General features: G+C 64.8%; 30 protein-coding genes and 1 riboswitch. Of the genes, 4 read left to right on the forward strand and 26 right to left on the reverse strand.

Annotated features, from left to right (window positions below; all coding sequences use genetic code 11):
- Positions 1-5 precede the first annotated feature (5 nt).
- The 14 genes from ACZK0Z_RS14925 to ACZK0Z_RS14990 form a co-directional block, all read right to left on the reverse strand.
- Positions 6-275, reverse strand: a complete 270-nt coding sequence (locus ACZK0Z_RS14925) for a VirB3 family type IV secretion system protein (RefSeq protein ID WP_060121221.1) — start codon at positions 273-275, stop codon at positions 6-8.
- On the reverse strand, positions 272-655 hold the full coding sequence (locus tag ACZK0Z_RS14930; protein ID WP_197633423.1) for a TrbC/VirB2 family type IV secretion system protein: 384 nt from the start codon (positions 653-655) through the stop codon (positions 272-274). The genes ACZK0Z_RS14925 and ACZK0Z_RS14930 overlap by 4 nt, the downstream gene beginning before the upstream one ends.
- Entirely contained in the window at positions 652-1,623 is a 972-nt protein-coding gene (trbB, locus tag ACZK0Z_RS14935) for a P-type conjugative transfer ATPase TrbB (protein WP_425530573.1), read from the reverse strand. Before trbB ends, ACZK0Z_RS14930 begins: the two co-directional genes overlap by 4 nt.
- Before the next feature lie 50 nt (positions 1,624-1,673).
- Complete coding sequence (locus ACZK0Z_RS14940; protein ID WP_197633419.1) at positions 1,674-2,138, reverse strand: ribbon-helix-helix protein, CopG family; 465 nt, start codon at positions 2,136-2,138, stop codon at positions 1,674-1,676.
- Positions 2,135-4,138 (reverse strand): conjugal transfer protein TraG, encoded by a 2,004-nt coding sequence (locus ACZK0Z_RS14945; protein WP_197633443.1) that lies wholly within the window; start codon positions 4,136-4,138, stop codon positions 2,135-2,137. Before ACZK0Z_RS14945 ends, ACZK0Z_RS14940 begins: the two co-directional genes overlap by 4 nt.
- A gap of 220 nt (positions 4,139-4,358) precedes the next feature.
- A complete protein-coding gene (locus ACZK0Z_RS14950; protein ID WP_197633417.1) occupies positions 4,359-4,607 on the reverse strand; it encodes an EexN family lipoprotein in 249 nt (82 codons plus the stop codon).
- A complete protein-coding gene (locus ACZK0Z_RS14955) occupies positions 4,604-5,548 on the reverse strand; it encodes a LysR family transcriptional regulator (RefSeq protein ID WP_197633415.1) in 945 nt (314 codons plus the stop codon). Before ACZK0Z_RS14955 ends, ACZK0Z_RS14950 begins: the two co-directional genes overlap by 4 nt.
- A 24-nt stretch (positions 5,549-5,572) precedes the next feature.
- Positions 5,573-6,202 carry a histidine phosphatase family protein gene (locus ACZK0Z_RS14960; RefSeq protein ID WP_197633413.1) on the reverse strand — a complete coding sequence of 210 codons (630 nt, stop codon included), beginning with the start codon at positions 6,200-6,202 and terminating at the stop codon, positions 5,573-5,575.
- A 30-nt stretch (positions 6,203-6,232) separates the two neighbouring features.
- Positions 6,233-7,516, reverse strand: a complete 1,284-nt coding sequence (gene eno / locus ACZK0Z_RS14965; RefSeq protein WP_197633411.1) for a phosphopyruvate hydratase — start codon at positions 7,514-7,516, stop codon at positions 6,233-6,235.
- 82 nt (positions 7,517-7,598) lie between these two features.
- Positions 7,599-7,883: a hypothetical protein gene (locus tag ACZK0Z_RS14970; RefSeq protein WP_197633409.1), complete on the reverse strand. Its 285-nt coding sequence runs from the start codon at positions 7,881-7,883 to the stop codon at positions 7,599-7,601.
- Positions 7,884-7,934: 51 nt separating this feature from the next.
- Positions 7,935-8,258: a DUF190 domain-containing protein gene (locus ACZK0Z_RS14975; RefSeq protein WP_197633407.1), complete on the reverse strand. Its 324-nt coding sequence runs from the start codon at positions 8,256-8,258 to the stop codon at positions 7,935-7,937.
- A gap of 14 nt (positions 8,259-8,272) precedes the next feature.
- The gene (gene crcB / locus ACZK0Z_RS14980; protein ID WP_197633405.1) at positions 8,273-8,662 is read right to left on the reverse strand and encodes a fluoride efflux transporter CrcB; all 390 of its coding nucleotides are present in this window, start codon (positions 8,660-8,662) and stop codon (positions 8,273-8,275) included.
- Positions 8,663-8,664: 2 nt separating this feature from the next.
- Positions 8,665-9,066, reverse strand: a complete 402-nt coding sequence (locus ACZK0Z_RS14985; protein ID WP_197633403.1) for a hypothetical protein — start codon at positions 9,064-9,066, stop codon at positions 8,665-8,667.
- On the reverse strand, positions 9,063-10,433 hold the full coding sequence (locus tag ACZK0Z_RS14990) for a voltage-gated chloride channel family protein (RefSeq protein ID WP_197633401.1): 1,371 nt from the start codon (positions 10,431-10,433) through the stop codon (positions 9,063-9,065). Before ACZK0Z_RS14990 ends, ACZK0Z_RS14985 begins: the two co-directional genes overlap by 4 nt.
- An 82-nt stretch (positions 10,434-10,515) precedes the next feature.
- A riboswitch (Fluoride riboswitch) is annotated at positions 10,516-10,584 on the reverse strand.
- Between the two features lie 119 nt (positions 10,585-10,703).
- On the opposite strand from ACZK0Z_RS14990, the gene ACZK0Z_RS14995 reads away from it, so the two are divergent.
- The 3 genes from ACZK0Z_RS14995 to ACZK0Z_RS15005 are packed head-to-tail and all read left to right on the forward strand — an operon-like array spanning position 10,704 to position 13,423.
- Entirely contained in the window at positions 10,704-11,246 is a 543-nt protein-coding gene (locus ACZK0Z_RS14995; protein WP_197633399.1) for a Chromate resistance protein ChrB, read from the forward strand.
- 17 nt (positions 11,247-11,263) lie between these two features.
- A complete protein-coding gene (locus ACZK0Z_RS15000) occupies positions 11,264-12,073 on the forward strand; it encodes an endonuclease/exonuclease/phosphatase family protein (protein ID WP_197633397.1) in 810 nt (269 codons plus the stop codon).
- 15 nt (positions 12,074-12,088) lie between these two features.
- Entirely contained in the window at positions 12,089-13,423 is a 1,335-nt protein-coding gene (locus ACZK0Z_RS15005) for an MFS transporter (RefSeq protein ID WP_232246120.1), read from the forward strand.
- A gap of 58 nt (positions 13,424-13,481) precedes the next feature.
- On the opposite strand, the gene ACZK0Z_RS15010 is transcribed toward ACZK0Z_RS15005, so the two are convergent.
- The 9 genes from ACZK0Z_RS15010 to ACZK0Z_RS15050 form a co-directional block, all read right to left on the reverse strand.
- Entirely contained in the window at positions 13,482-15,443 is a 1,962-nt protein-coding gene (locus ACZK0Z_RS15010; protein WP_197633395.1) for a relaxase/mobilization nuclease domain-containing protein, read from the reverse strand.
- Between the two features lie 439 nt (positions 15,444-15,882).
- Positions 15,883-16,479 (reverse strand): S26 family signal peptidase, encoded by a 597-nt coding sequence (locus tag ACZK0Z_RS15015; RefSeq protein ID WP_197633393.1) that lies wholly within the window; start codon positions 16,477-16,479, stop codon positions 15,883-15,885.
- A complete protein-coding gene (locus tag ACZK0Z_RS15020) occupies positions 16,476-17,009 on the reverse strand; it encodes a DUF2840 domain-containing protein (RefSeq protein WP_197633391.1) in 534 nt (177 codons plus the stop codon). Before ACZK0Z_RS15020 ends, ACZK0Z_RS15015 begins: the two co-directional genes overlap by 4 nt.
- Positions 17,006-17,257: a chromosome partitioning protein ParB gene (locus ACZK0Z_RS15025; protein WP_197633390.1), complete on the reverse strand. Its 252-nt coding sequence runs from the start codon at positions 17,255-17,257 to the stop codon at positions 17,006-17,008. Before ACZK0Z_RS15025 ends, ACZK0Z_RS15020 begins: the two co-directional genes overlap by 4 nt.
- Positions 17,254-17,892 carry a ParA family partition ATPase gene (gene parA, locus ACZK0Z_RS15030; RefSeq protein ID WP_017513917.1) on the reverse strand — a complete coding sequence of 213 codons (639 nt, stop codon included), beginning with the start codon at positions 17,890-17,892 and terminating at the stop codon, positions 17,254-17,256. Before parA ends, ACZK0Z_RS15025 begins: the two co-directional genes overlap by 4 nt.
- Positions 17,893-18,145: 253 nt before the next feature.
- Positions 18,146-18,991, reverse strand: a complete 846-nt coding sequence (locus ACZK0Z_RS15035) for a replication initiator protein A (RefSeq protein WP_035882053.1) — start codon at positions 18,989-18,991, stop codon at positions 18,146-18,148.
- Between the two features lie 14 nt (positions 18,992-19,005).
- The gene (locus ACZK0Z_RS15040) at positions 19,006-19,287 is read right to left on the reverse strand and encodes a helix-turn-helix domain-containing protein (RefSeq protein WP_035882051.1); all 282 of its coding nucleotides are present in this window, start codon (positions 19,285-19,287) and stop codon (positions 19,006-19,008) included.
- Positions 19,288-19,412: 125 nt separating this feature from the next.
- Entirely contained in the window at positions 19,413-20,171 is a 759-nt protein-coding gene (locus ACZK0Z_RS15045) for a DUF7011 domain-containing protein (RefSeq protein WP_197633388.1), read from the reverse strand.
- Positions 20,172-20,481: 310 nt separating this feature from the next.
- A complete protein-coding gene (locus ACZK0Z_RS15050) occupies positions 20,482-20,832 on the reverse strand; it encodes a DUF2958 domain-containing protein (protein WP_197633386.1) in 351 nt (116 codons plus the stop codon).
- Positions 20,833-21,207: 375 nt separating this feature from the next.
- On the opposite strand from ACZK0Z_RS15050, the gene ACZK0Z_RS15055 reads away from it, so the two are divergent.
- Positions 21,208-21,444: an XRE family transcriptional regulator gene (locus ACZK0Z_RS15055; protein WP_264160316.1), complete on the forward strand. Its 237-nt coding sequence runs from the start codon at positions 21,208-21,210 to the stop codon at positions 21,442-21,444.
- A gap of 77 nt (positions 21,445-21,521) precedes the next feature.
- Here ACZK0Z_RS15055 and ACZK0Z_RS15060 read toward each other — a convergent pair whose 3' ends face one another.
- The 3 genes from ACZK0Z_RS15060 to ACZK0Z_RS15070 form a co-directional block, all read right to left on the reverse strand.
- On the reverse strand, positions 21,522-21,839 hold the full coding sequence (locus ACZK0Z_RS15060; RefSeq protein ID WP_197633384.1) for a DUF736 domain-containing protein: 318 nt from the start codon (positions 21,837-21,839) through the stop codon (positions 21,522-21,524).
- Positions 21,840-22,520: 681 nt separating this feature from the next.
- Complete coding sequence (locus ACZK0Z_RS15065) at positions 22,521-24,512, reverse strand: ParB/RepB/Spo0J family partition protein (protein WP_458998369.1); 1,992 nt, start codon at positions 24,510-24,512, stop codon at positions 22,521-22,523.
- Between the two features lie 136 nt (positions 24,513-24,648).
- On the reverse strand, positions 24,649-25,473 hold the full coding sequence (locus tag ACZK0Z_RS15070; RefSeq protein ID WP_197632357.1) for a DUF932 domain-containing protein: 825 nt from the start codon (positions 25,471-25,473) through the stop codon (positions 24,649-24,651).
- Positions 25,474-25,985 lie beyond the last annotated feature (512 nt).

Raw genomic sequence — 25,985 nt, forward strand, 5'->3', positions numbered from 1 at the left:
CTCCGTCACACGTCCAGCAGTGGCTTGTGCTTGAGGTGCTTGGCGAACACCTGCATGAACTGCGGATCGGCGCGCGCGCCCCACACCGCCAGCGAATGACCGACGATCCAGAGCACGACGCCGGGAATCCAGAGTTGCAGGCCCAGGCCCACGGCGGCGGCCAGCGTGCCGTTGGCGATTGCCACGGTGCGCGGTGCGCCGCCCAGCAGGATCGGTTCTGTCAGCGAGCGGTGCAGCGGCACCTCGAAGCCCGGCAAGTCGCTGGCCGTGCTCATACGACGGCCCCGCCGGAGAAGCTGAAGAACGACAGGAAGAACGAGGATGCGGCGAAGGCGATCGACAGGCCGAAGACGATCTGGATCAGCTTGCGGAAGCCGCCGCTGGTGTCGCCGAATGCGAGGGCCAGGCCCGTGGCGATGATGATGATGACCGCGACGATGCGCGCAACCGGCCCCTGGATGGATTCGAGGATGGATTGCAACGGTGCCTCCCAGGGCATCGAGGAACCGGCGGCCTTCGCCGTGCCCGCCGTCATCAGCGAGACGGCGGCCAGCAGCAGCCCGTGATGCGCCGGGCCGGCGAGGCGACGCAGGCGCGCGAGGTACGAAGTCGGATTTACGGAAAAGCGGAAAGCAGGGACGTGCATCTGCGTCATGGCAGTTCTCCAGAGGGGTTGAGGGATGAGGAAGACAGCGGCAGTTCTGGAAGCGGCGCCTCCAGCGCATCTGCCAAGCGGTAGCCCACGCCGTCGAATCCGACGACGCGGGCGATGCTTTCGATACGACGGCGCCGGCCGCGGCCGGCGATGTGGATGACGACATTGACCGCCTCGGCGACCAGCGCCCGCGGCGGATTCACGGCGACTTCGAGAATCAATTGCTCCAGGCGCAGCAGTGCGCCGAGCGCGGAACCGGCGTGGATGGTGGCGATGCCGCCCGGATGGCCTGTGCCCCACACCTTGATGAGATCCAGGGCCTCGCCACCGCGCACCTCGCCGACGATCACGCGGTCGGGGCGCAGGCGCATCGTGGCGCGCACCAGCTCGGTCATCGACACGACGCCGGCGCGGGTGCGCAGCGGCACGTGATCGCGCGCCGTGCATTGCAGTTCGATGGTGTCTTCGAGCACCAACACGCGGTCGCCCGTTGCGGCGATTTCCGCGAGCAAGGCATTGGCGAGCGTTGTCTTGCCGGTGCTGGTGCCGCCGGCGATCAGGATGTTCTGCCGCTCGCGCACTGCGCGGCGCAGGAACTCGGCCTGCTCGGCGGTCATCATCCCGTCGGTGACGTAGCGATCCAGCGGGATCACGCCAACCGCGCGCTTGCGCAGTGCGAAGGCCGGCCCCGGCGCCGCAGGCGGCAGGATGCCCTCGAAGCGTTCGCCCGTTTCCGGCAGTTCGGCGGTGAGCAGCGGCTGGCCGCGATGCACCTCTGCGCCAACATGCGCCGCGACCAGACGGATGATGCGCTCGCCGTCTTCCTCGGACAGCTCCGCGCCCATTGGTGCACGGCCCGACGACAGGCGATCGATCCAGAGCGTGTGGTCTGGATTGAGCATGATTTCCACCACGTCCGGGTCTTCGAGCGCGGCGGCGATCAGCGGCCCCATCGCCGTGCGCAACATGCGAATGCGCCGTTCGAGCGACGTGGTGGCGAAGGACTGCGGTTGCGCGCTCATGAGTCGCGCTCCTGGTCCTCACCCAGCGCCGCCGCGCCATCCAGCCGTGCGGCATCGGGGTTCAGTTCCTCCACCACTTCACGCACAAGGCTGCGTCCGCGCATCAGGTGGCGGCCGAGCTGTTCGACGAACTGCTCGAACCGCGCTTTGCCTTGCGCGCGTGCGGCCTCCTGATGGGCTTCGGGAATCGGCGTACTGACGGTCAGGAAGTAGCGCACGAACAGCGCCAGCGTCTCGATCTCGATGTTCTGGTCGCGCTCCAGCCGCTCGAACTGGCGCGTCAGCCGATCGAGCCGCTTGGCGATGGCGGCCTCGCGCTGGTCGCCCGCGTCGGGCGACAGCCAGGACGCCAGCGCTGCCGCGACGATGGATGACTTGGACACGCCTTTCTTGGCGGCCAGCTCGTCGAGGCGCTTTGCGTGCTCGTGCGGAATGAACAGGTTGAGGCGGTACTGGCTCATAGCTCGATCCCGTCGTGTTGGTCGAGGGAAGCCAGCCGGGCCGTGCGCTGCATGGCCGGCTCGAGCTGGCGAGGAAGCGGCAACGGCGCGTCGTCGTCATCGAGCAGCGCCAAGTCGTTGGCCACCAGCTCCTGTTCGGGGCGGTATTCGGCGACCTCGGACAGCTCCGGCTGACGGCGCGGGCCGCCGTCGTCCGTGGTGCCGGCGTCGCCGCCGGCCAAGCCGACGGCTGAGGGAGCAACCGGAACAACAGGGATAGCCAGCCCGCTCCAGTCGTCAGGACGAACCGGCGGCGCATCGACGTAGCGGCCGTTCGCAAGTGCCGGCGGCGATAGCACGCGGCGCTTGAAGTTGGCGTCGGCGTAGTAGCGGAGCTTCTTGGCCCTGATCGGCGCGACGCTGGACACCATCACCACGGCATCGTCCGGTGGAAGCTGCATCACCTCGCCGGGCGTCAGCAGCGGGCGCGCCGTCTCTTGGCGCGACACCATCAGGTGCCCCAACCACGGCGCGAGCCGATGGCCGGCATAGTTGCGCTGTGCGCGCAGCTCGGTCGCCGTGCCGAGCGTTTCGGAGATGCGCTTGGCGGTGCGTTCGTCGTTGGTGGCGAACGTCACGCGCACATGGCAGTTGTCGAGGATCGAATGGTTCTGGCCGTAGGCTTTGTCGATCTGGTTTAGCGACTGCGCGATGAGGAAGCTGCGGATGCCGTAGCCGGCCATGAACGCCAGCGCCGTCTCGAAAAAGTCGAGCCGACCCAGCGCCGGGAACTCGTCGAGCATCAGCAGCAACTTGTGGCGACGTGCGATGCCGTCGCTGCCGTCGAGCGACTCGGTCAGGCGTCGGCCGATCTGGTTGAGGATCAGGCGCACCAGCGGCTTGGTGCGGCTGATGTCCGAAGGCGGCACGACCAGGTAAAGCGAAACGGGATGGTCGGCGGCGATCAGATCGGCGATGCGCCAGTCGCAGCGAGAGGTGACTTCGGCCACCGTAGGATCGCGGTACAGGCCGAGGAACGACATGGCGGTGGACAGCACGCCCGACCGCTCGTTGTCCGACTTGTTCAGTACCTCGCGCGCGGCGGATGCGACAACGGGATGCGGCACGTTGCCCAGGTGGCACGTCGTCATCATTCGATGCAGCGTCAGCTCGAACGGGCAAGCCGGGTCGGAGAGGAAGTTGGCGACGCCGCGCAGCGTCTTGTCCTCGCCGGCGTAGAGCACATGCAGGATGGCGCCGACCAGCAGCGCGTGCGAAGTCTTCTCCCAATGGTTGCGGCGTTCGAGTGCGCCTTCGGGATCGACCAGGATGTCCGCGATGTTCTGCACATCGCGCACCTCATGCGCGCCGCGCCGGACTTCCAGCAGCGGGTTGTACGCGGCCGATTTCGGATCGGTCGGGTTGAACAACAGGCAGTGCGAGAAGCGCGAGCGCCAGCCGGCCGTGATGTGCCAGTTCTCGCCCTTGATGTCGTGAATGACGGCTGACGCCGGCCAGCTCAACAGCGTCGGCACCACCAGGCCGACACCCTTGCCGGAGCGTGTCGGCGCGAAAGTCAGGACGTGTTCCGGGCCTTCATGCCGTAGGTATTGGCCGCGATGCAGGCCGAGGAAGACACCGGCCGGCTTGTCGAGGCCGGCTTTGCGAATGTCGGCAACTTCGGCCCAACGTGCCGAGCCGTAAGTCGTGACCAGCTTCGACTGTCGCGAGCGCCACACCGACATAGCGATGGCGACCACGACGGCGACCAGGCCGCTGCCGCCCGCGATCGCGCCACCAGTGTCGAAGATGCGCGGCGCATAGGCATCGTAGGAGAACCACCACTCGAACAACCGCCAAGGGTGATAGACCGGCATGCCGAAGAAATCGAACCAGGGCGAGCCCAGGCGTAGCTGACAGCCCAGGGCGGCGGCTGTCCACTGCGTGGCCGTCCACACGCCGGCAATCACGATGCCGAACACGACACCGACTTGCCCGAACAGCACGCCTTGACCTTGCATCCTGGCCTCCGCTTTCTCCTCGTTGACACGCAGCACAAAGGTGTGCTGCACACGTGAGGATCGGAGTCAGGTCAGGGGCGGTCAAAGACCGTTATCGGAAGAAATGTCGAGAAAAAAGCAAGATTTCGCGTCGCGGCGAATCGAGGAAAAATGCCGCGAGCAACGGCGTGTTGCGACGTATCTCGTTAGGAAAGCGGAATTTCGTGCGAATCCGTGGCAATCAGAACTGGGGGGCTTCCTTCGGCGGGTTGTAGGGCGTCTTGCCATCCCCCAGGAAGCGGCGGCTCGTCGCTTCAGCCACGCGATTGCATAGTTCGTCGCCTAGCTTGGCACGATCCGTTTTGCACTGCGCGCGCAGCTCCTTGAGTCTTTCGGGATTGGCTACCAGCGAATCCACTGTTTCGGTTGGCTCGGGCTTGCCGCAGGAGGCCAGCACCACGGCGAGTATCAACAGCATGCTCTTGTTCATATCTCTGGTTCCTCCGAAGGATCAGATTGGGGTGGTGTGGAAGGCTTCTGTCCACCGGACGATTCGACAGTGCTGACTCTCTCGATGAAACGAGCCAGCGGCTGCGAAGGCTCGCCGTCCAGACGCAGCAGATATGTGGTGAGCATAGGTGTGCGGCCGGCCAGCGGACGTGCCACTACGCCCGGCTCGCGGCTGGCCGCGATCTGCGAGGCGCCAGCTAATCCCAAGGCAAAGCCCGCCGATACCAACGCCATCATTAGGTCGATAGTTGTGACTCGCTCGGCAATCAGTGGCTCCTGCTCCACTCGTCGCAGCACGCGATCTACCTGGCGTGCATGACCCTCGCAGGCCAGAGGATCGCCGAGTACCAGCGGATAGTGCAGCACCTCTTCCAACGGAATACGTTTGTACTTCAAGAGTGGATGTCGAGCAGGCACCGCCACCATCAGAGGATCTTCCCAAACGGGTTCCGCGATGACTCCATCGCCAACCTCGTCCGATTGTGCGAACCCTACGTCGTACAGATCGTCGTGAAGGCCCTTGATTTGCTGCGTAAGCGGAACCTCGGACAAGCGAATCTCGATTTCGGGCTCTTCCTGCCTGCACAACGCCAGGAATGTAGAAAACCGCGACGGCGTGATGCCGTCCGACAGCGCGACACGCAACTGGCCATGAAAGCCGTTGGCGGCGGCTTTCACACTCTCGCGGGCCTGCTGTAAAGCGGTGAACACTCGCGGCACATGTTCTTGAAACAGCTTTCCTGCACGAGTGAGCCGTGTGCTGCGCGTCGTGCGAACAAACAACTTGATGCCCAGGTCTTCTTCCAACTCCTTAATCGCCCTCGAAAGAGGCGATTGTTCGATATGCAGTCGTTCCGCGGCGCGAGCGAAATGGAGTTCTTCGGCTACCGCGAGGAAGCAACGTAGGTGTCGAATCTCCATCTATCGCCTCCCTGTCATTGGCGCCTAGATCACTTCATCGGCTACATCGATCAAGTGGTGGCTTTCGTTGATGCGTTGGATGGTGAAAGTCTCTCCATCAATGGAAATTTCATTGATGCAGCATGGCTCCTGCTTGATCCGCCAATAGCGGGACAAGGGCAAGCCAAGGACGTGCGTCAGGATCACCCGGTTGATGCTGTCGTGACCGACCAGAACCACGGTCTGGCCCTTGTGCTTCTTCAACACCCGTTGCAGCACGCTGATGCCGCGCGCCAGAACCTGAGCGAGCGTTTCGCCGCCGGGGATGGCGGCGAGGTCCGGCGCCTCGAACCAGATCCGATGTTCCTCCGGCCAGCGGGTGCGCACTTCGTCGTGCGTGAGACCCTGCCATTCGCCATAGTGCGTGTCGGCCAGGTCATCGAGAACTTCAGTCTTGGTGCCCGTTGCTTCGCCTATCTCCGCGCCAGTCCGCACGCAACGGCCCAGCGGACTGGTGTAGATCACATCAGGCTTCCATGTTTGGGCTACGCGCTGGCCGAGAGCCTTGGCCTGTCGCTGTCCCAGCTCGGACAATGGAATTTCGGCTCGTCCGCGAAAACGTTCGGGGGCTATCCAATCCACGTGGCCGTGGCGTGTCAGGATGATGGTGGTCATAAGGTCTGCTCCATGTAGCTAAAGAATCATTCAGCGCACGAACGCGGCATGTCCGGCATATACGGCGGCTTGGCCTAGCACTTCTTCGATACGCATGAGCTGGTTGTACTTTTCGACCCGCTCGCCACGACATGGCGCGCCCGTTTTGAGATGGCCTGTGCCCATCGCTACGGTGAGGTCGGCAATGAAACTGTCCACGGTTTCGCCGCTGCGGTGCGACACCATTGCACCCCAGCCAGCCAGATAGGCCGTATCCACAGCGGAACGGGTTTCGGTGAGCGTGCCGATCTGGTTGGGCTTGATGAGCACCGCATTGGCTACGTCCTCGCGGATGCCGCGCTCGATGCGTTCTACGTTGGTGACGAAAAGATCATCACCAACCAGTTCGATCCTGTTTCCCAGTGCCTGATTCAGCAGCTTCCAGCCAGTCCAGTCGTCTTCCGCCAATCCGTCTTCAAGTACAGCGATGGGATACCTAGCGATCCAGTCGGCATACAGCTCCACCATCTGCTCCGCCGTGACACGGCGGTCTTCGCTGCGCAGGTGGTAAAGGCCGTTCTCGTAGAAGCCACTGGATGCAGGATCGAGCGCGATCACCACATCATCGCCGGGCGTGTAGCCGGCACTCTCGATGGCCGTGAGGATCAGTTCCACCGCGTCGCTGTTGTGCTTCAAGGCGGGAGCAAAGCCGCCTTCGTCGCCGACCGCCGTGGAGTAGCCACGTTCTTTCAACGTGGCGCGCAGGCGATGGTAAATCTCCGCACCCCAGCGCACGCCTTCGGCGAAGGTTGCCGCGCCAACCGGAGCGATCATGAATTCCTGGAAGTCCGTGCCCTGCCAGTTGGCATGCACGCCGCCGTTGAGGATATTGAACATGGGCACCGGCATACGGCAGGCTTGCGCGCCACCCAGGTACTGGAACAGCGGCAGTCCGGCCGCCTGTGCCGCGGCCCGCGCGACGGCCAGGCTGACGCCTAGGATGGCGTTGGCCCCGAGCCGGGCCTTGTTCGGCGTGCCATCGAACTCGATCAGGGTGTGGTCGATGCCGGCTTGATCTTGCGCATCCAAGCCGTGCAAGACAGCCGCGATAGCCTTATTGACATGGGCGACGGCCCTACATACGCCTTTGCCAGCAAAGCGGTGCGGATCGCCGTCGCGCAGTTCGGTAGCTTCGTGGATGCCGGTCGAAGCGCCCGAGGGTACGGCCGCCCGGCCGGTCGCCCCGCCAGCGAGCCGTACATCGACCTCGATGGTGGGATTGCCACGAGAATCCAAGATTTCGCGGGCGTGTATCGTCTGAACGGTAGATGCCATATGTGGCTCCGATGCCAAAAAAAGGGGGAAGAGCGTTGTGCAGGGCGACACCGTGGGCCCTGCACAACACTGTTAAGCAGTCTCAATTGCTGGGCTGGCTACCGCCCAGCTCTGCACCCGAGAGACAGGCTGCGGTGTCGTCCACCACACGGACCTGGCACGTCGCTTCGTCTGGCATGCGGTCGTAGATCAAGCCGCCTTCCACGAAGCTGACGGTGTACCAAGCGGACTCGATCAAACGTGGGCCTGTACCGGCAAGCCATAGCAACGCCGCTGCCCATACGGTCAACGCGGCGAGCAAACGCGCGTTGTCGTGGAGCCAGTCATGCAAGGTGGGTTCAGGTGGAAGGTTGCGAACGGTCAACATGGTGGGTCTCCTTGTGGTTGGGGTAAAAGCGCTTCCGGCATGGCATGCCGGTTACCTCTCAGCCTTGCCCACGCGCCCGTATTCGACAGGCACCTTCACGTAGGTCAGGTTGATCTCTTCCTGTGCGAGCGCATCCATCAGGCGCTGGCATGCCGCTTCATCGACCGATACGGTTATTGCAAGCGGCTGGTCGGCCAGCTCGAAGAAGTGCACCGAATGGAAACGGCCGGCGTGATCGAATCCTTCCGCACCACCAACCAGCGTTCCGCCAGCGGCACCGTTATCTTTGGCGAACTTCAGCAGCCATTCGCCGATGGGGGTATGCCGATGCCGGCGGTCTTGCTCCGTGAAGAACGTGAGTTGATAGCCTTTCATTGCAGCTCCTTGGATCATGGTTGGCGGGTTAGGGAAATCGTGGCGATGCCAAGCGCGGTCATCGCGAGTGAACCGCCCACATGCAAGGCCAGCATGCCGGCTGACCATCCCAGGCGCCCATCGCGCAGCAGCGTCAGCAGTTCGGCCGAGAACGTGGAGAAAGTGGACAGTCCACCGGCCAGGCCGGTGATAACGAACAGTCGCCATGCCGGTGACACGTTCGGCGTCGAGCCGAAATAGGCGATGGCAACGCCGACGATGTAGGCCGCAATCAGGTTGGACGCCAAAGTGCCCATCGGGATATGCGGCACAAACGCATTCATGCTTACGCTCAAGCCATAGCGCATGAGGGCACCGATGACCGAGCCGATGCTGATGGCGATGATTGCGTAGGCGCCGGCCATCATTAGCTCGCCTTGCTGGCATGGGTCGCATGCACGGCTCGGTTGTGACCCAGCGGCAATTCGCACAGAAACAGAACCGCGTGTACCTTTCGCAGTTCTTCGGCATGTTCAAGCATGAAATCGCGCAAGCGCTGCTCGGTGTCCAATAGCTCCAGGCATTGCGGATGCCGCATGCCGGTCAATTCGGGGTGGTGATGCGACAGCCGTTCGCCGGGCAGGTAGCCGGAGCTAACCTGGTGCAGCATGGCTTGCACGATGTTGGCCTTTTTGGCCACCGTTAGCAGATGGTGCGCCAGCGCTGGCGCGCTCAAGTGATGCCAAAAGCGCGTGACCTTGGCTTTGGTGGCGATCGGGAAATACAGCCGCAAGGCGGCAATGTGCTGCTGGCTGGTTTTCGAGGTCATTGGAGGTTTTCCTTGCTCATGACTGGTGTTTCGGCCTTGCCCTCCGGGATCAGTGGCTCTTCTTTCGCCTGCCCGTTCTTTTGCTTGCGGAAGTGCGCCAGATCGGCGATGCGCAGTTCTTCGGGAACGGTGCTCCGGTGTTTGCTGTGCTTGCTGTGGCCCACGCGCTGGGCGTGGTAGATGCCGGTGTGGCCTGAGAACAAATAAGCCGTGATGCAGCCGATCGCGGCGAGAGGGCCGATCTCCGCACCGAACAGCTCCATCGCCATGAGGGTCGTAGCGATGGGTGTGTTGGCGGCCCCGGAAAACACAGCGACGAAGCCGATGCCGGCTAGCATGGGGAACGGGAGGTGCAGCAGTGGCGCCAAGGCGTTGCCCAGCGTTGCGCCGATGTAAAACAGTGGCGTGACTTCCCCGCCCTTGAAGCCTGTCCCCAGCGAAACGACTGTGAACACGAGTTTGCCCAGGAAGTCCCAGGGCGCCATCGGCTCCTGGAAGGAGCGCACAATGTCAGGGATGCCCAAACCAATGTAGTGGTAGGCATCAAGCGCCCACACCGCCGTGGCGACGACGATGCCACCTGCAGCGGGGCGCAGCGGCGCGTAGTTTATGAAGCGCTTGACCAACGCGCTGAGCTTGTGGGTGGCGGTGGCGAACACCATGCCAACGAGGCCGAACACAATACCGGCGGCAACCACAGCCATCACGCTCCAGAAGCCGATGGGCACGATTTCGCCCATCGTGTAATGCGTGTGGTGAACGCCCCAGGCCAGACATACTTGGTCGGCGACGATGCCGGCAACGACGCACGGGAACAGCGCGTCATAACGCATTCGTCCGATGGCGAGGACTTCGAGGCCGAACACAGCGCCTGCCAACGGCGTACCGAACACGGATGCAAAGCCGGCGCTGATGCCGGCCATCAACAGGATGCGGCGATCGTCATGCTTCATGCGAAACACGTGAGTAAGCTGGTCGGCCAGTGCACCGCCCATCTGCACGGCGGTTCCTTCGCGGCCGACCGATGCGCCGAACAGGTGAGAAACGACCGTGCCACCCAGCACCAGCGGCACCATGCGCAAGGGCACGACTTTCTTAGGGTCGTGGATCTCGTCAATGATGAGGTTGTTGCCGCCATCGACGGTCTTGCCCAGTAGGTGGTAAATCCACCCGACGCCGAAACCAGCGACCGGCAGCAGCCAGATGACCCAGTGGTGTGCTTCGCGCCAAGCTGTGGCGTGATCGAGGGAGACTAGAAAGAAGGCCGAGGCGGTGCCGGCTAGGAAGGCAACAACGCTGGCGATGACGAGCCACTTGCCGATGTAGGGCAATAGCTCAAGTTGTTCGGGTCGGCGAAATCTGCGCATTGGTCATGTCTGCTCGAATGAATCGGGCTGACCAACGGCAAGGGATGTGAACGCGAGCGCCTACAGCCCCGACCGAGGTCAGGTGTCTGTAGGCGTCATCAGCAGCTATGAATGCTGCGGTTAAAGGAGGAACGCCATCTCCTGTCACAACTTTACCGTATTGCCCGCAGCTCGTCCAGACTGATTTCAATGAGACTGTCTAACCTGAACAGCAGTCTTTTCCCGAAAACACATTTGATTTGTTACGGTGGTTTCATTATGATTGTTCGCATGAAAATTCAAAACTGGCTGCTGCTCACCTACAAGGTGCCTGCCGAACCTGCCAAGAAGCGCATTGCCCTGTGGCGCAAGCTCAAGGGCATGGGCGCCATCTACTTGCAGAACGGCGTCTGCCTGCTGCCCAAGACCGATGACCACACCCGTCGGCTCAAGATCATCGAGAACGAGATTCATGAGATAGCGGGGGAGTCGGTGCTTCTTGAGACCGTCGCACTGGACAAATCCCAAGAGGAAAAAGTGGTGGCGCGCTTCAAGGCAGACCGCGATGAGGAGTACACGGAGTTCATCGACAAGTGCAACGACTTCGATGCCGAGATTGCCAAGGAGACGGCGGCCAGCCACTTCACCTACGCGGAACTCGAAGAAAACGATGTAGACCTCAAGAAGCTCCAGACGTGGCTGGAGAAGATTCGCAAGCTCGATTTCTACGGCGCGACCCGTGCGGCTGAGGCGCAGCAGCGCCTGCAGGGTTGTGAGGCGCTGCTCGACGCCTACGCCCAGCGCGTCTTCGAATCGCACGACGAGAACCGCTGATCCCAAGGAGCCGCGAAATGCAACTCACTGTTCTGACCTACAACACTCTGTTCGCCGGCCGCGATGGCGCGAAAGACGAACGTGCCCAGGCGCAAATCGATCTAATCAAACAGGTGCGCCCCGACGTGTTTCTGATGCAAGAAGCTAAGGGGTTCGATGCCAATGGAAGCGCTTGGCTCTATGCCACGGAAGAGCGCATCGGCATGCGCGGCTTCCTCGCCGTCGCGCCGCGCACTGGCCAGAACGTCGCCATCTTCATCCGCGAGCCGCTGCGCCCACTGACGTTCGAGGCGGATGGCGCGCACTTCCACCATGCACTAGCGACGCTCAAGGTGACTGTGCCAGGCAGCAACGAACCGATCACCTTCATCAGTGCGCACCTGTGCCCCAACGGCCCCGAGGTGCGCCGCCGTGAAGCGGCCTACCTGGCCGTACAAGCCGCGCCGGACCGGCTCGCGCTGGTCGCGGGAGACTTCAATTCGGCCTCGCCGCACGACCCCGAGCCGGAAGGTTTCGAGGCACTGCCGGCGCACCATCGCGCCCGCTACCTGGCCGACGACCTGCAAGGCGCCGACCGCAGCGTTCTGGCCCGCCTAGAGGCGGCTGGATGGGTCGATCTCGGCCACCGGCTGGACCCGGTCAAGGTGGCGACTGTGCCCACGGCGGGCTTCACGGGCACCGAGTTTGCGACGATGCGCTGCGACTACCTGCTGGCCTCCGCTGCCCTCGCCCAGGCGGCGCGGCATTACGAGGTGATCCGCACGCCGGGCACGGATGGCGCCTCGGACCACTACCCCGTCCTCGCACGCTTCGAGTTACCGCAATGACCTCGGAGCCTGCCCATGCTGCCCTCGACACTGGTCACGCGCCTGCGGCCGCTTAACGACCAACATCACGAATTGCCCTCCATGCAGAATGAACTACAAGAAGCGGCCGCCGAAGCCCCCGCCACGACGAAGGGCTGGTTCAATCGCACCGTCGCCGGCGCGGGACTGACCAGCGCCTTGGGCGACTTCTGCTACGAAACGACGACTGTGATCCTGCCTGGTTTCCTGGCTGTGTTGGGTGTTCCGGCGGCGGCGCTGGGCATCATCGAGGGCATCGCCGATGCCGTCGCCAGCTTCACCAAGATGGTATCGGGCTACATCGCGGACAAGCTCGGCCACCGCAAGGGCCTCGTGCTGGTCGGCTACGCGCTCACGCCGATTGGCCAGGTTCTGATCGCCCTGGCGGCCGGATGGCCGCTGCTGCTGCTCGGGCGATTGGTGTCCTGGTTCGGCAAGGGCCTGCGCGGTCCTTTGCGCGATGCCATCGTGGTTCAAGCCGTCAGCGTGCAGACGCGAGGCCGCGCCTTCGGTTTCCACCGGGCGGTGGACACCATCGGCGCGGTCATCGGCCCATTGTTGGGCGTGGCCGTTTTGGGATGGGCGCAGGCTTTGCATTGGGACGATGCGACGGGGCCGTTTCGCTTCGTCCTTTGGCTATCGGTGATCCCTGGTGCGCTTGCCGTGCTGGCCTTCCTCACGCTGGTCAAAGACCCGGAGCATTCGCCCAATCCTGGTCTGCGACTCCTGAGCACGCTGCGTGGATTGCCAACCCGATTCAAACGCTACCTGGGTGCAGTCGGCATATTCGGCTTGGGCGATTTCTCGCATAGTTTGCTGATCCTCGGAGCGACGCAATTGCTCACGTCGTCGCTCGGCGTCGTCCATGCCGCACAGGTCGCCGGGCTGCTCTATGTCGGCCGCAACGTGGTTCAGGTGTTGGCGTCTTATCCCGTAGGCGCATGGGCCGACCGTATCGGCTCGCTGCCGCTACTCGTGGTGGGATACGCCTTAGGCGCGCTGACGGCCGTGTTGATGGTCCTGGCCTTCTGGTTCGGCACGGCAAGCGTCCCGCCGCTCGCCGGCATCTTCGCCGTTGCCGGCCTCTATGTCGCGGTGCAGGAGGCCCTGGAGTCCACGGTAACGGCCGATATGGTTAGTCCCGAAACGCTGGCGACAAGCTATGGCGCATTGGGCACGGTCAATGGCGGCGCGAAGTTTCTCTCCAGTGCGACGGTCGGTATGCTCTGGACGGCCGTTTCGCCAGCGTTTGGGTTCGGACTGGCCGCTGCATTGATGGCTGTCGGCACGTTGGCCTTGTTGCGTGTCCAGCGAAGAAAACCAACCATCTAACGGCTTGCTTCGTGTCAAACGTTCGTGGAGAAGAGGCTGTGATTGTTGAGACGCCGGATCAGCCTACGGTGGGGCCTCGTTGCCTTCCCAGCTCCCAGGACACACCGCCACCACGCACCGTCGCCGCAAGCTGCTGCCCCAGCCGCTGCTCGATCACCGGGCGCCACGGCACGAGACTGAATCCCCTGCCGTCGTCGAGCATCGCATAACGTCCGCTGGCAAGCATGACGCTGCGCCGGTAAATGCCGGCCACGCGCTGCCCCTCGGCCACGGGCCGATGCTCCTGCCCGGTTTCTGCGGCAATGTCCTTCGCGGCCTTCGCCAGCTCGCGCCCGCGCAGCGTCGCCAGCAGGTTGCGCGCGAGGACGACGCGCTGCCCGCGCTGCTCGGCCAAGCCCTGTTCAGTCAAAAAGTCGGCGCGCTGGCGTAGCGCGTCCTTCACCTCGGCCCCAAAGCCCAGGTCGCCCAAGCCCTTGCCACCTCCGATCAACTGCTGGTCGAGCCAGGTGGCGCCGACGACGCGCGCTTGGCGCTCGATGGGTAGGTGCGATTTCAGTTCCACCGCCACGCCGCCGCCAAGGCGCTGCGCGTCGTACTGGCGGCCCTGCTCGGTGAGGTCGTCGGGCACTCGCCAGACGCCTTCGGCCTCGCGCTCCACGATGCCGGCGCGGCGCAGGGCTTCGAGCCGGCGCACGTGCGTGGCCACCACCTCACGCGGATCGCGGTCGGGCGTAGCCTGTCCTTGGGCAAGCGCAAGATGGTGGTCGGTTCGGTACACGCCACCAACGGACAGTGCGGCGATGTTGCGGTCGGCAACGCGCACGTTGGCCGCCCTTTTCACCTCTATCACGGCCCCGGTCGGGTACTGCTCCAACTCCGAGCGCGGCGGCAAAGCGACGTAGTGCGCTTTGCCGTCCGTGCCATCGACGATCAGATAGCCCTTGTCGTACAACTCGTCCGCCAGCCCCTTGCCAGCGACGCGACCGACGATGGCGCGGCCAGCCTCGCCGGGTTGGAACACGACCAGCTCGCGCTGCTTGCCACTCATAGCCCGCTGCATCGTGCGGATGATGTCGCCGCGCTCGCCCATTGCCCGCAAGGCCGGCTCGGCCTCGGCGTGGACGGCCCACACGCCGGGCTGTTGCTCGCTCGCCAGGCCCATGCGTTGCAAGCGTTGCAAACGGCCGATCAGCATTTGTCGCTGGCGTTGCAGCCGGGGTTCTGCGAAGCGTTCGATATGCACCAAGCCGTCGTCGCCGGCCTCGCGCTGCAAGGTGCGATCCAGACCTGTCCATCGCTCCTGTTCGACTTCGCGCAACATGGCCTGCTGCATCTCCAACTCGGTGCGCGGCCCCAGCCATTCGGTCGCCAGCTCCGACGCACGCCGACGCATCCCTTCGGCGATGTAGTCACACGAAATGATGAGGTCTTTGCCGGTGTCGTCCTTGCCGCGCAGAACGACGTGCGTGTGTGGGTTGTCGGTGTTCCAGTGATCGACGGCCGCCCATTCCAGCCGCGTGCCCAGGTCGGCCTCCATGCGCGCCATCAGGTGCCGCGTGTAGGTTCGCAGGTCGTCGAGCTGTTCGGCGTCCTCCGGCGAAACAATGAACCGGAACTGGTGGCGGTCGTCGGCACCACGTTCCTTGAACACTTCGAGGTCGGCGGCATCGGTCGTCGGCCCGTAGGCATGGCCTGGGCCGCCTTGACGATCGACGCCTTCGCGCTCGATGTAGCGCAGGTGCGCAGCAGCGGAGCGCGGCCCCGCCTGTGCCAGATTGACCAGCCTCGCCTTGATCGTCACGCGCCGGGCGTTTGCCCCAAGTCCACGACCAGCAAAGCGAGCGGCAACGTGGCCGCGCCCTAACCGGGAACCGGGTCGCTGGCCGACCTTGCCAGCCGCCTTGCCGAGCTTGGCGCCGGCCTTGTTGGTCTGGCGCAGTACCTTGTTGATGAAGGCGTCGCCACGCTGCTTCGGGGCACCAGGCCGAACGCGGAATCGGTCGTCGTCACGGCTGCTCATGGTGCGGTTACATCCAAGGCCGTCGCAGTCCAGCGGACGAAGCACGCGGTTTCGCCAACGCCGATGCGGCGTTGCGCACCTTCGCGGCACGCTGCCGCCCCCTGGCGCGTGCCGCGCCACCCCCATGTGCAGACAAGGTTTCCAAGCGGCCACGTGCCGCGACCTTTTATCTTGCCTTCCGCCTTTGCCCTGCGCTGTCGCTCCGGGCGTCGGCGGCCCGGCGGCGCTGCGCTGCTTGCAGCCAGCGCGCCGGCGAACGCGCCCACGGCCACCGGCCGGGCGCGTTCGAGGCAAGACGCATGCACGTGTGAAAGCAATGCCGGATGCTGCGCAACGTGCGACGCGGATGCGCTCGCACGACATGCGCGACGACACGGCAAAGGGCGGCAGGACGACACGCCGGATGGCACGATGAAGCGCAGCGAATCGGCGGCCATCATCAGCGTGTCTCCAACCAGACCGGATGCGCGAGGCCGAGCACGGCCGATGCGCACACCGGCCCGAAGTAACGGCTGTCGAACGACGCGGGATTGGTCACGCTCAGTAGGAACAGCTCGCCCGGTTCGAGGCGGCGGCACTGCTGCCAGGATGGCAGCGGCCGGCCCATGCGGTCGGCAGGCAATGCGGCGGCCACTGGCACGCCGTCGATGCGCACGCTGCGACCGACAATACACACCTCCTGCGGCGCGACGGCACCAACGCGCTTGAGCAACGGAATGCGCGTCGGCAGGTAGCCGCGCTGCGCAGCCAGCGCAGCGGCTTCGGCCGGCAAGGGCACCAGCACGATGCTGTCCACGGACAACGGACGTGACAGCAAGGCGGTATGCGGGTCGAACGGTTCGATGCGATACCAACCGATCGCCACGCTGTCGGACGGGTTGTAGGTCAGGCGCGGCAGCGGCGACACGAAGGATGCCCAAGCCAGCGCAGCGAAGCCGCAGACCGACAGATTCGCCAGCACGAGGCGAGCGCGCAGGCGCGAGCGAGGATGCGGCGCTGTTTCCGTAGTGTTTGCGGACGTGGGAAGCGTCGTCATGGCAGCGCCCTCCCGGCGAGCCAGGCGGCGTGCCGCTCGGCGGTGTACGCCGGCAGCGGCAAGCGTGCCGCGAGCCGGTTGCCGAGCGTGCGCCAATACGCCGGCGAAGCGGCGTTCGGCGCAATGCCCAGCGCCTCGATGGCGTCGAGCTGTGCCAACACGGCGCGCACGGCGGGTTCACCTTCGGCGTGCAGCAGCAGGCGCGCACCGGGCAGCACGCCGGGAATGCGCTGTGCCGCGTCCAGTGGTGTGCAAGCCTGCATCACCATGAGTTGCCAGCGCACGGTTCCGTACTCGTTGGCGTGCCAGCGGATGCGGCAGAACATCGCGCCAGGCAGGAACACCGCGACGCGACGCCAGCGGTCGAGCCGGACGATACGCGCTGGCTCGCCGAAGCGCAGATAGAGGTCGATGCGTTGCTCAACGTAGGCGAGCGATACGCGGGTTAGCGGCGCGGCGCCGGCCTGGCCGGCGAGCACTGCGGGCGATGGCGGCGGGGCAGCCGTGGCCGCCAGAGCAGATGCGTTCATGAGGTCTTCTCCGGGAACTCGCGTTCGAGCAGCGCGCGCAGCAGTTCGGCGACAGTCACGCCCTGCGTGAACGCCGATACCTTGATGCGGGCGCGCATCGCAGGCGTGATGTCGAGGGTCAGGCGCGCGGTGTAGAGGTCGCCTTTCTGGATGCCGTCAGCGTCGCCCTGGCGAATCCACGCCTCGGCGTGTGGATTCGCCGGCGGACGCGCGCCGATAGCGATGCGCTTGCCGCCACGCTCGCTCATGCTGGCCACCGCAGCAGCTCGTCGGTGAGCGCGGCGATCTCGCGCGCGGCGGCGCTATCAGGCGCCATTTCGCGTGCAAGCCGGCCAGCGGTCACGCTGTCTGCAAAGACGATGCGCTGATGCACTTCCGAGCGCAGCGCCGGCAGCGGCTGCTCGGCGAGCGCGCTGCGCGCCTCGCGTCCGATGACGGTGGTGCTGACGCGACGGTTGACGACGAACGCCGCGCGCAGCGCAGGCCGGAACACTTGCGCCTCGCGGATCAGCGACACCATCTCGGCCGACGCCCACAAGTCGTAGGGACTCGGTTGTACGGGGATCAGCACACGCTCGGCCGCCAGCAGCGCGGAGCGCGCTAAGGCGGCAATGCGTGGCGGGCCATCGATGACCACGTGATCGGCGCGACGGGCCAGCTCCGGCGCTTCCTGGTGCAGCGTCTCGCGGGCGAGGCCCACGGCGCTGAACAAGCGCGGCAAGCCTTGCTGGCTTCTGCGCTGCGTCCAGTCCAGCGCAGAACCTTGCGGGTCGGCATCAAGCAAGATGACGTGCTGGCCGCGCATCGCCAGCTCGCCGGCGATGTGTGTGGCAAGCGTGGTCTTGCCAACCCCGCCTTTCTGGTTGAGCAACGCGACGATCATGGCGCGGCCCTCCGTGTGTGAAGGCCAGGCTTTCGCAGTTGCCCGCAGTGCCGTTTCGCGGTTTTCCACCGAAACGGCGCGCTCTTATTAAAAGTTAGAGTATTTGAGTTAGGGAAGTTAGAGCACGCCGAAACCCGCGCCACTATTGGCTTTCCGGCGATTTCGCACGCCTGATAGCACGATAGGGACACGCCTGATAGCACGATACCCCGCACGCCTGATAGCACGAGGCCGTCCACACGTTTTCCCCGAGTTATCCCCGTGCCGTGGACGGCACCGGTCGAAAGGTCAACAGTTCCTCGCCGGTATCCAGCGTCCGTTCGATGCCGAGCACATAGCCGGGCAGCGACTGCCGCGCGACCAGCGCGCGCAGGTCGCAAGCGAAGTCGTAGGGCTTCGCCGTGCTGCCCGATTTGCGGTGCAGGTGCCGGAAGTCGAACTGCCAGCCGCCCGGCTGTTTGCCGCCGTGCTTGCGCACTAGGCGGTACAGCCACCGCTCGATGCCACCGGTGAGCTTGAAGTAAGCCGGGTCGATGGTCAGCACCAGCGCGGCGTCGAGCACGCCGGCATAGAACCAGTCCGGCAGGATTAGCTCGATGCCCAGCGGCGTGCCGCGGGCGTCGGCCAGCTCCTTCCATTCGTTGATCCACGAGAAGCGATGCAGGCGCCGTCCGGTCGTCTCGCGGATGGATGTGGCCACGCTGGTCGATTGCAGCCGATCGAGCGCGGCCTTGAGGCGCTGGTAGTCGCGCAGCGACGTGCCGCGCCCGATGAAGCGCAGGATCTCGTAGGGCGTCGCGTGCATCAGGCGCGACGGGCGAATGCCTGCGTCTCGCGCTTCCACGATCTGCGATGCCGCCCAAATCAGCACGTCCGCATCCCAAATCGTGGCGATGCCATGCTCCTGCGTGCCCTCCACGCGCACGGTGACGCCACCGGCGCGGAAGTCGATCGGCGCCGTGCGCCGCGACTTCGCTAGCGAGAAGAACGGAAAGGCCATCAAGTCCTGGCTGTCGCGCGGCGCCATGTCGCCCGGCAAGGCGCGGAACAGGTCGAGCTGTTCCCGCTCCCGCGATGGGCTGGGCATGGCGATGGCCACCGGCGAGCCTTCCGTCAGCGCGCACGGCTGTCGGCCGAGTGGTGCTCGGCGTATTCGGGGTCGGACGTAGCCTCGAAGCTGCGCTGGTCGGCCCAGGCGTCGAGGTCGGCCACCGCGTACATGACACGGCGGCCGAACTTGCGGAACTTCGGGCCGCCGCCGATCACTCGCTGCTTTTCCAGCGTGCGCGGCGACAGCCGCAGGTACTCGGCGGCTTCGTCGTTGGTAAGGTAGCGTTGGGGCTGCGCAGGCGCAGCGGCAGCAGCGGCAGCAGGCCGCGTGGGTGCGGGTCGCATCGGGTGAACCTCCATCGGTCAGAAACGCCGGCAGCACCAGCGCAGCCGGATGGAGGCAGTCTCAAGATAGCGACGGGTTGCGCAGAGGGTCGTTTTGCAGCGCAGGCAAAGCGACCCTCCCCAGGTCATTCGAGCCGTGCCAGGCGGCGGTAGCCGCCGCGCATCAGCGATTGGCCGCGCCGCACCAGGCGGCGCACGCGCGAGCGCAGGCCGCCATCGGTGTACCAGCCGGCGGCCACGGCTTCAGCGCCGAACAGCCCTTCGGCTGTCTCCCGCAAGGACGCGCCCGCGAGGGTCGCGTCGAGCGCCTGCAAGGTGTGCAGTTCCAGCAGCGCGGCCGGCGTGGGCCTCGAGCGGGCCGCTGCCGTAGGCACGGCCGCCGCGTCCACCGTCGCCAGCTTGTCCAGCTCGGCCGTGCTCGTGCGGTAGCTCGCGCAAGGCGCTGCGCAAGCGCGAACGGCATAGAGATAGGCCATGCCGTCGGCCAGGCCCGGCGCAAGTGCAAGCCGCACGCAGCAGCCGGGCCAGCGTGCCGTCAGCACCAGGCGCTTGCCATCGTGGATCAATTGCTTGTTGCCTGGGACGCGCCAGAACTCGAAGGTGTGGGCTTCCGGTGGCGGGTCGGCGTCCGGGTAGAGCTGGAGCACGCCGTCATGATCGGGGAACCAAACAGGATGCGCGTCGCGTGCATCCTGGCGCGGGTCTTCCAACAAGCGCAGGCCCCATGCGTGCGCCGCCTCCGATCGGCGGCGACGGCGTTGCCAGTCACGCCGGTAGTCAGGATGGCGGCGCAAATACTCCCAGGCCAGCGCTGGGCCATCCAGATGCAGGACGTACAGATACGCAGCAGTGGGATACCACCCTTCGGGGCTTCGATCAGCCATGACGCGACCTCCTGTTCAACAGGAACGTCGCCACGGACACTGAAATGCAGGACTACAGCCTCATCGGCAATTTGTCATCGAGGTGGAATAAGCCGAGTAATCAAGTCCGATTAATTCCGAAGCCTTGCATGGATCGTCCGAGTGCGACGGCTGCGCAGCTCGAAAATGGTGCGCAGCGTCACGTACCCTGCCGGAAGCTGCGTCCTGCACCATGTCTCTTTCGGTCAAGGCCGCACCCGCTTGGTGCAAGAGTGCCGATTCAGACTCCAACTGTCTTGAACTAGACCTAAAAAGACACAATTCGCCTCAGTCAGTCGGGGATGGAGCCATCACGTTGCGCGAGCTGCACGTATTCCGATAGCGGTCGTGCCGCACGGAAATACAGGTCACGCAGGACCGGCCGCTGCTGCGGCCCGACGATGCCGGCCAGGTCGGACAGCTTGACCGTCCCGAGCGACGGCATCCCGATGCCAAGGTCGATCAGTCCCCAAGCGGTGTCACTGTCAGCGGGGTCGAGCGCGGCCAACAGCCAGGTCGCGTGCGCATCGGGCGTGAACAGCCGCACCACCGGTAACGGGTCGATGCCTTGACCGGCTGTGCGCGCCGCGCCGACGGCGAGCAGTTGCGCACGTTGTTCGGTAGTGACAAGCGGCTGGGTCATGGCCGGGAATCTCACGAAACCGCCGATGCACGGACACGCTTTGCCGCCAAGACGTGGAAGCGTCGAAGCGGATGCGTGCTTTCGTGCGAAAGCACGCAGGCGTAAGCCATCGAATCCGTACATGCACGGAAACGCAGAAGCGGCATTGTGCAGGTCTGGAAAGACACGGATGTGACTCTCTGGTTCGGTCGAAATCCGCATCTGTGGATTTCCGTAAAGGAACGAATACGTAAATCAGTATCGCCAAATGAACACTATAGATTGTAGCCCTATAGAGCGCAATCGGCTGTCATCTTGGTTTTTCAGGGGAAACCATAGGTGGCGGCGAAGGACTCATTGGCGACGGCAATACGGACGGTCAGGAAGGCGCGTGGCTTGAGCCAGGAAGCGTTTTCCGACGTGTCCAGCCGCACGTATATGAGTTCACTGGAGCGCAACCTGAAAAGTCCAACCCTGCACAAGCTGACCGAGCTGTGCGAGGTCATGGAAGTTCATCCGCTCACGCTGCTGACGCTGGCCTACGCCGGCGACAGCACGCGCAAGGCCGATCAGCTTCTGGAGCAGGTGCGCCAGGAGCTTGAGGCTGTCTTGAAGGAGCGCGACGCGCCATAGGCGCGCGTGCGTGACGTGCTGCGCTAGCAGTACGGCGCCCCGCCGCAAGGGACGGGACGGGGCGCGGTGGGGCGGCGTCAGTCCGCCTGCTGCGGCTTGCTGCGCGACCAGATCAGGTCGTGCGTGCCGTTCTCGCCTTCGATCAGGCGGGCGTAGACCGTTGCCGGGAACGAAGGATCGTCGAGGGTCACGGACAGGTAATCCCGGCCGGCCTCGCTGGTCTTCTTCCACGCCGCGCCGATGTCGTGGCCAGCCGCCTGCAGGCGGAAGTCCGGGGCTTTCTCGTTGTCGCCCTTGTCGTTGGGAACCAGCTTGACCTTGATGTTGAGCGTCAGGGTGCGAAGCGTGCCGGTGAAGCCGTCTTTCTCTGCGGTGAAGGTGCCGATGTTAGCCATGATGTTTCTCCTTTCGGGTTGAACAAGGTCGCGCCGGTGCGTCCTTGTTGTGAACCGGCCGGCGGGGGATGGGCGGGTCGCACCGCGCAGCGGTCGCAACAACGTGGAGAACCTGGAAGCGAAAAGAATTTGTCCCGCGAGGAATGCGCGCAGCGCAGGGGAAATTGTTTTCGCTGGAAGGTTGCGGCCATGAAGCCCAAGGCGCAGCCGTGCCCTCGCCAGGATTCACAACAAGCCAAGGACGCACGGGCCGCCCGCTCCCGAAAGGAGAAGCGGCTGACTTGGCATCCCCGCGTGACGGCTGCACCGGCTTGCACCCTGACGCGGACAAGGCCAACCGCCAGCGACAAGGCGAGAACGCCCCTTGCCGCCCGAAGGCGGCCTTCGTAGTTAAGGCGTGGCGTGGAAGCTCCATAGCAAGGCCGGTGGCGTGTCGGTGAACCGTCCTTCGTGACGTACAGGCGGCGAACCGTCAGCGTCGAGGACGGCACGCTTTGGCACAACCTGTCGCAGCAAGCCGGGGCGTAGCTCCACAAGCCCCGTCCCTTGCGGCGGGGCGCCATCGAAATCTTGCCCGCGCCAGCGGGCGCGGATTGTCGTGCCGCGTGCAAGGCACTTGCACGCCCGCCACGTCGCCGCCTGGTCGAAGGCGGCGACGTGGCGATTTTGCTGCGGACTACTTCACGCGGCCAGCGCGTGCGCTTCCTCCTCGCTGGTGGCATCTTCCGGCGCGTCGGCGTCAGCCTCGTCCGCCGCCTCTGGCACGCCTTCCGGCTCGGTGTGATGGCGGGTCTGGAATACGGCGGGCATCCAAGCCGTACCATCCGCCAGCCGTTCCGCTTCGCTGGCAATGTCGCCTTTCTTCAACTTTGACAGGCGGGTGACATGCGCCGGGGCGTACTGGTTCACGGCTTCCAGAATCACGGCCTTGGGGACGTGCTGGAAATAGCCCTCGGCGGTCGGCTTCCACCATGCGGCCATGTCCAGCTCCACGGCCTGCGCCAATTCCGCGCCGGGCTGGTGCTGCGCGGCGCGAGGCGTCACCACGTCCACCGTGGAAGCCACGCACACGGCAAGCAGGCGCACCAGTTCATCTTGCGACTTCGCCAGCAACACGGCGAACAGTTCGACGCTGTCCTCCGGCAAGGCTTCGCCCGCGACTTCCTGCAAGGTGCGCAATGCCACGGCGGCGGGCGATTCCGACACGTCCGGGGCAAGGCTTTCCAGCCGGTCTTGCACTTTCAGGCTGACGCCAAGCGGTAAGTCATGGCGGTGGTAGCGGTCTTGCAGCACGGTTTGCACCATGCCATGCACCAGCGCAGCCAGTGCCACCAGCGGATGCCGGGCGACTTCGACTTGCAACGCCGCCGTGCGGTGGGCGCTCAACCGCTGCGCCAGCCGATCGGACACGCTGGCGGTCTTGGGCGCTTCGGGTTCGTCGCCTTCGTCGTCGTTCGCGCTTTCCCCGACGAAACCCTGCCGCAGCTTTTCCAGCGTGCGCAGTGCCTTGGCCTCGGCCTCGCGCAGCAGGCCGCGATGAATCACGGCTTCGCCCTCGCGGTCGAGCGTGACGATGGCACCGGCCACGGCGCGCACGTCCGGGGCGTAGCTTTGCAGGGCTTCTTCGATGGTTTGCAGTTCCCCGGCCACGTGTTCGCGGCGTTCTTCCAGCGTTGCCGCCTTGTCCTCGTCCTCGGCGTCATAAGCGTCTTCCAGTTCGGCGTCGATTTTTTCGAGGCGGGTTTGCAGCGAGGCGAAACGGCGGGCTTCGCGGGCGGTCGGTTCGCGGCGCTGGCGCGGCGCGTTCTGGAACGCCTGCCGGTCGGCGGAACTGATGTGCGGCGTAGCATCCACCCACGCCCAGCCTTCGGCACGCACACCCTCGGCCAGCGCGTCCAGCTTGCCGCGCACCAGCGTTTCCAGCAGTGCGGCGTCGGTCAGGTAGGTTCCGGTATCGCCTTCGGCGAACAGGTCGCGGCGGGTGCCGCCGCCTGCCGCCGCGTAGGTGTCCAGCCCGGCGAAACGCACCAGCGGATGCGCGGCATTGATTTCGCGCTCGGTCAGGCGTTCGCGCAACGCGGACGCGCCACGCTGCCATTCCGGCGCACCGTAGTACGCGGCTTCCTGCGCGGCGTGGTCGTCGGTGACGGTCAAGGCCATCAACTGTTCCAGCGTTGCGGTGCCGGCGCGGTAATCGACCAGCAGGCGCTGCGAGACGTTTGCCAGCTTCAAGCGGCGCTGCACCACCAGCGGCGTCACGCCGAAGTCAGCGGCAATGTCCTCGATGGGTCGGCCTTCCTTGACCAGTGCGGCAAAAGCCGCGAACTGATCGGCGGGGTGCATGTTCTCGCGCTGCACGTTTTCCGCGAGGCTCACGGTACGGGCGGACGCATCGGCCACCAGCAGGCACGGCACTTCGTAGTCGGCGGCGATGCGCTTCTTCTTCGCCAGCAGCCTCAACGCGGTCAGGCGGCGGTCGCCCGCCACGACTTCGTAATGCTCGACATCTGCGGCGGCAATCACGATGAGGTTTTGCAGCAGGCCGACGCGGGCGATGCTCGCGGCCAGTTCGGGGATGGACTGGCGCGGAGTCGTGCGGACATTGCGCTTGGAGCGGCGCGGCAACAGTTGCGACAGCGGAACCAGAATCAGGTTCTTGGTCGGGTCGGCCACTTCCAGCGGCGTGGCGGCTTCAACGGCGAAGACTTCGGTTTTGAGAACGGCGTTCATGGTGATAACTCCTTGCGGTTAGGGATGCAGCAGCGAAGGAAGCGGCAAGGGCTGCTGCCTGCCCCTGCCGCGTGGGGGTTCAGGCTTTCAACTGGCGCAGGCCATCGGCCAGCAGCCACAAGGCGCGATTGAGGCGGATGCCGTTGTCGATGCCTTGCACTGGCCGCGTGGTCTGGCGGCGACCATTCGCGGCGCGGGCGGACAGGCCGCCTTTGATGAGGTTTTCTTGCGTGCGGTTGAACACGCTCCACAAGTCGCGGCGGCTGTCGTCGTGACGGCGCGGCATCAGGATTTGCGATTCCGTGATGGGCACGGGCTTGTCCTCGTCGTACTTCAACGCCAGCGCAGCGCGGGCGAAGACTTCCGATTCCCCGGCGTCCAGCGTGATGGCCTGCATGGCATCGCGGGATTCCTGCGCTCGGTCGAAGCCGTGCAGGACTTCGTAAGCGCCTTCGATGACCTGCGCGGCCACATCGCCCTTGTGGGGTACGCGCACGTCCGCCACGGTGTCGCCGCAAACGAGGCCGTTCTGGCACACAAAGCGGAACATGCCGGCGAGCATCTGATAGCTGCTCGTGCCGTCGTGGGAGTTCAGCAGAATGATTTCGTTGGCCTCGCGGCCGTTGATCTGGCTGGCGTGGCGCAGCCGGATCATGTGCTTGGTGTAGTCGCGGCGGTCGTCGGCGCGCACGCGGGTCTGGCACACCATGAAGGGCTCGAAGCCTTCACCGCGAAGTTCTTGCAGCACCGTGGCGGTGGGAATGTAGCTGTATCGTTGCGAGCGGCTTTCGTGCGGGGCGTCCGCGAAGATGGAAGGCGCTACGGCTCGGATTTGGTCATCCAACAAGGGACGTTCCGAACGCAGCACCGGGGAACGGGAAGCGAAGCGGGATGCGAGTTGCATGGTCTTTCTCCTGACAAAGAAAAAAAGGTTTGCTGTTCACCGCACACCGGATTCCTAGATTCGGAGCCCAGCCTTTTGGCTGTTCGGTGCGGTCGGCACGAGGAACCCGGTTGGCCCGGTTGCCACCGTCTTTCCTGAGTTCATCGCCCGCGACGGTCAGGAGCGCGCGGACGGGGGCCGTCAAGGAAGCAAGCGCAGGGTTGGTGCGGCCCGCAGGCGCAGCCGAGGACACGGCCCTGCGCGCCTTGACGGCACACGACCGCGGGCTACAGTCGCGAGCAAGGTGATGAAGTCAGGGGAGACGGCTGGACATGGCAACGGCCGCCTCGATGTGCAGACCGCACGCAAGCGAAGCGCGCAGGCCCGAAGCTGGAAGCCGGGCCGTAGGCGAATGGAATGAACGCCTCCCACCTATGTGGAGCGGCTAATGAGGATGCGAAGGCGGATCCTCAGGGGCCGACGGCATCAGAGTGCCCAGAGGTGAAGAATGGAGTCTTCACAGCCAACCGAAG

Source organism: Stenotrophomonas sp. 116085_Sma (genome assembly GCF_056479585.1).